This is a genomic window from Pseudonocardia lacus (genome assembly GCF_018531445.1).
GTDB lineage: Bacteria > Actinomycetota > Actinomycetes > Mycobacteriales > Pseudonocardiaceae > Pseudonocardia > Pseudonocardia lacus.
Genome location: NZ_JAHDTH010000364.1, coordinates 1 through 3,930, shown reverse-complemented (window position 1 = coordinate 3,930; position 3,930 = coordinate 1). Strand labels below are relative to the sequence as shown.

Sequence of the window (3,930 nt, the reverse complement as noted above, 5' to 3'; positions counted from 1 at the left end):
CGCCCTGACGGGCGCTCCTTGACCCCGCCGCCTACCTCGACGCGCCCAGAACCCGGCGGAGAACCCCCAGAACAAAGATCAACAGCAAGAACAGGGGGTTGACCGGCCCCGCTCCTTCAGGGATGACGGTCCGCTCCCCACGGGAGGGCGGCGGTCCGCTTCGGACCGCCGCCCGGTCCCACCGCCGACCGGCCGCCGTCCTACCGTCCGCGCGTGGACCGCACGCTCCTGGTGACCAACGACTTCCCGCCGCGCGCGGGCGGCATCCAGAGCTACCTGCTCGAACTGGCCGACCGGCTGCCGGCCGGCGCGTTGGCCGTCTACGCCCCGGCCTGGCCCGGCGCCGTGGAGTTCGACCGGACCCGGCGCTACCCCGTGCACCGGCACCCGACGTCGCTGATGCTGCCCGTCGCCGGGGTCGCGCGGCGGGCGGTCGCGCTGGCCCGCGAGCACGGCGCCGGGACGGTCTGGTTCGGCGCCTCGGCCCCGCTGGCCCTGCTCGGCCCGCACCTGCGGGCGCGCGCCGGGATCGCCCGCGTGGTGGCCAGCACGCACGGCCACGAGGTCGGCTGGTCGATGCTCCCCGGCGCGCGGCGGGCCCTGCGCCGGATCGGCGCCGACGCCGACGCGCTGACCACCGTCTCCGCCTACACCCGCCGCCGCGTCGCGGCCGCCTTCGGCCCGTCCGCCGCCCTCGAACTGCTGCCCCCCGCCGTCGACGCCGACGCCTTCCGCCCGGACCCGGCCGCCCGCGCCGCCCTGCGCCGCCGCTACGGCCTGGGGGAGGCGCCGGTGGTCGTCTGCGTGTCCCGCCTGGTCGCGCGGAAGGGCCAGGACGTGCTGGTGCGCGCCCTGCGCGACATCCGCGCGGCGGTCGGCGGAACGCGGCTGCTGCTGGTCGGCGACGGCCCCGACCGCTCCCGCCTGCACCGCATCGCCGTCGCAGACGGCGTGGCCGAGCACGTGGTGTTCGCCGGGGCCGTCCCGGCCGCGGAGCTGGCGGCCCACCACGCCGTCGGCGATGTCTTCGCCCTGCCCTGCCGGACGCGCGGCGGCGGCCTGGACGTCGAGGGCCTCGGGATCGTCTCGCTGGAGGCGTCGGCCTGCGGGCTACCGGTCGTCGTGGGCCGGTCCGGCGGGGCGCCCGAGGCCGTGCGGGACGGCGAGACGGGCCACGTCGTCGACGCCCGCACCCCCGCGGCCCTCACCGCCGCCCTCGTGCCGCTGCTGGCCGACCCCGACCGGGCGGCCGCGATGGGCGCCGCCGGGCGCGCGTGGATGCGGGCGGCATGGAGCTGGCCGAGCCGGGCGGAGAAGCTGTCCGCCCTGCTCGGGCCCGCGTCGAACGCCCCGATGCCGAGCCGCCGCGGCGTGCGCTCGCCGGAACCGCCAGGCGCGGTGTGAGGGTCGCGCTCGCCGCGCCGAACGCAGTGCTGCGAAGACGCCGGCTGACGGGTCTCGCAGCGCTGGCGGGGAACGTCGCAGCGTTGACGAGGATGTCGCAGCGCGCCGGCGGTCTGCGAGCACACCCCCGGTGCTGCGGGCACACCGCGAGTGCTGCGAGCGCGGCTCTCGTCCAACCCCGCGGGTACGCGGGCCCAAGCGCCCCCGTCGAGAACGAAGTTGTCGTTATCAACAGGCCCTGTTGATCACGACAACGTCGTTCTCGACGGAGGGGCGGGGGCGGGGTTAGGAGGAACTGGTCGCCTTCTTGCCGGCATAGATGCCGGCGATGTCCTCGGCGTAGAGCTTGGCCACCACCGCGCGCTTCACCTTCAGGGTCGGCGTCATCTCGCCGCCCTCCTCGGAGAAGTCGTTGGGCAGGATCCGGAACTCGCGGATCTGCTCGGCCCGCGAGACCGCCTTGTTGGCCTCCTCCACCGCTGCCGCCACCTCGGCGCGCAGGTCGGTGTCGTCGAGGAGGTCGGCGGCGCCGTCGCCGACGGGCTTGCCGTTGCGCTCGCGCCAGCCGGGCAGTGCCTCGGGGTCGATGGTGACCAGGGCGGCGACGAAGGGCTGGCCGTCGCCGACGACCATGCACTGGCTGATCAGGGGGTGCGCGCGGAGGCGGTCCTCCAGGACGGCCGGGGCGACGTTCTTCCCCCCGGCGGTCACGATGATCTCCTTCTTGCGGCCGGTGATGGTGAGGAAGCCGCCGTCGTCGAGCTCACCGATGTCGCCGCTGTGGAACCAGCCGTCCTCGATGGACTCGGCCGTGGCCGCCTCGTTCTTCCAGTAGCCGCGGAACACGATCGGCCCGGACAGCAGGATCTCGCCGTCGTCGCCGATGCGGACGCCGTGGCCGGGCAGCGGGCGCCCGACGCTGCCCACGCGCTGCGCGGCCAGGGTGTTCAGGGTGATGCCGGCGGAGGTCTCGGTGAGGCCGTAGCCCTCCAGGACGGGCAGGCCGACACCGCGGAAGAAGTGCCCGAGGCGGGCGCCGAGCGGGGCGCTGCCCGACACCGCGGCCACCACCTGGCCGCCGACGGCCGCCCGCAGCTTGGTGTAGACGAGCCGGTCGAACAGGGCGTGCTTGAGCCGCAGGCCCAGCGAGGGGCCGCCGCTGTCCTTCGCGCGGGACCAGCCGATCGCCGTCTCGGCGGCGGCGTCGAAGATCTTGCCCTTGCCGTCGTTGTGGGCGCGCTGGCGCGCCGAGTTGTAGACCTTCTCGAACACGCGCGGCACGGCGAGCAGGAACGTGGGCTTGAAGGTCTGCAGGTCGCCGAGCAGGTCGGAGACGTCGGAGGTGTGCCCGACCACGGTGCGGCTGTAGAGCGCGCCGCACTGGATGACCTTGCCGAACACGTGCGCCAGCGGCAGGAACAGCAGCACCGAGCCGTTGAACGTCAGCAGCTCGGGCAGCATCGCCACCACGGTCTTGACCTCGGTGAGCAGGTTGCGGTGGGTCAGCTCGCAGCCCTTGGGGCGGCCGGTGGTGCCCGAGGTGTAGATCAGGGTGGCCAGGTCGTCGGCGCGGACGGCCCCGCGGCGGGCGTCGACCTCGGACGCCGCGGTGTCGGCGCCCAGGGCGACCAGTTCGTCGACGGCGCCGGGGCCGCCGGGGGCGCCGTCCGGCGGGTCGATCTGCCAGATCCGGCGCAGGCCGGGGATGCCGTCGGAGACCGACTCGACGACGCCGCGGTGCTTGCCCGACTCGACCACGACCGCGACGGCCTCGGAGTCGCTCAGGATCCAGCTCACCTGCTCGGCCGACGACGTCTCGTAGATGGGCACGGTGACGCCGCCGACGGCCAGGATCGCGTAGTCGAACAGCGTCCACTCGTAGCGGGTGCGCGAGAGCAGCGCGACCCGGTCGCCCGCGCCGACGCCCGCGGCGATCAGGCCCTTGGCGACCGCGGTGACGTCGTCGGCGAAGGCGGCGGTGGTGACGTCGCTCCAGGCGCCCGCCTCGCCGCGCCTGCGGTAGACGACCGATTCGGCGTGGGCCGCCGCGTTGTCGAAGACCGCGTCGACGAGGCTCTCGCCGTCCTCGATGCGCACGGTGGCGGGGACGCTGTACTCGCGCACGGGGACCTCCTGGCCGGCACTGGCTGTGGTTCAGCGCAACCTACCCGTCGGTCGCACTCCGTGTCAGGGGCCGAGCGGGGCCCGATTCGTCCGATCCGGCAGGGTGGCGGGATGCCGTCGATCGACGTCGTGGACGAGACCTTCGTCGCCGTCCCGCCCGCCCGGCTCGCCACGGTGTTCGCGGCGCCGGCGCGCTGGTCGCGGTTCTGGCCCGACCTGCGCCTGGAGGTCATGTCCGACCGCGGCGACAAGGGCATCCGCTGGACGGTGACCGGCGCGCTGGTCGGCAGCATGGAGGTCTGGCTGGAGCCGGTGCTCGACGGCACCGTCCTGCACTACTACCTGCGCGCCGACCCGGCCGGACCCGACGGGCTGCCGCGCCCGGCGCCGGCCCGGCGCGCG

The 3,930-nt window shown here is 75.0% G+C and carries 3 protein-coding genes; 2 read left to right on the top strand and 1 reads right to left on the bottom strand.

Features of this window, described 5'->3' with window-relative positions; genetic code table 11:
• Positions 1-213: 213 nt before the first annotated feature.
• Positions 214-1,404: a glycosyltransferase family 4 protein gene (locus KIK08_RS37780; protein WP_214408115.1), complete on the top strand. Its 1,191-nt coding sequence runs from the start codon at positions 214-216 to the stop codon at positions 1,402-1,404.
• Positions 1,405-1,689: 285 nt separating this feature from the next.
• Here the strand turns inward: KIK08_RS37780 and KIK08_RS37775 are convergent, their stop codons facing one another.
• On the bottom strand, positions 1,690-3,528 hold the full coding sequence (locus KIK08_RS37775; RefSeq protein WP_214408114.1) for an AMP-dependent synthetase/ligase: 1,839 nt from the start codon (positions 3,526-3,528) through the stop codon (positions 1,690-1,692).
• A gap of 111 nt (positions 3,529-3,639) precedes the next feature.
• Between KIK08_RS37775 and KIK08_RS37770 the strand changes: the two genes are divergently transcribed.
• On the top strand, positions 3,640-3,930 hold a 291-nt coding region (locus KIK08_RS37770; RefSeq protein ID WP_214408113.1), incomplete at its 3' end, for a polyketide cyclase / dehydrase and lipid transport.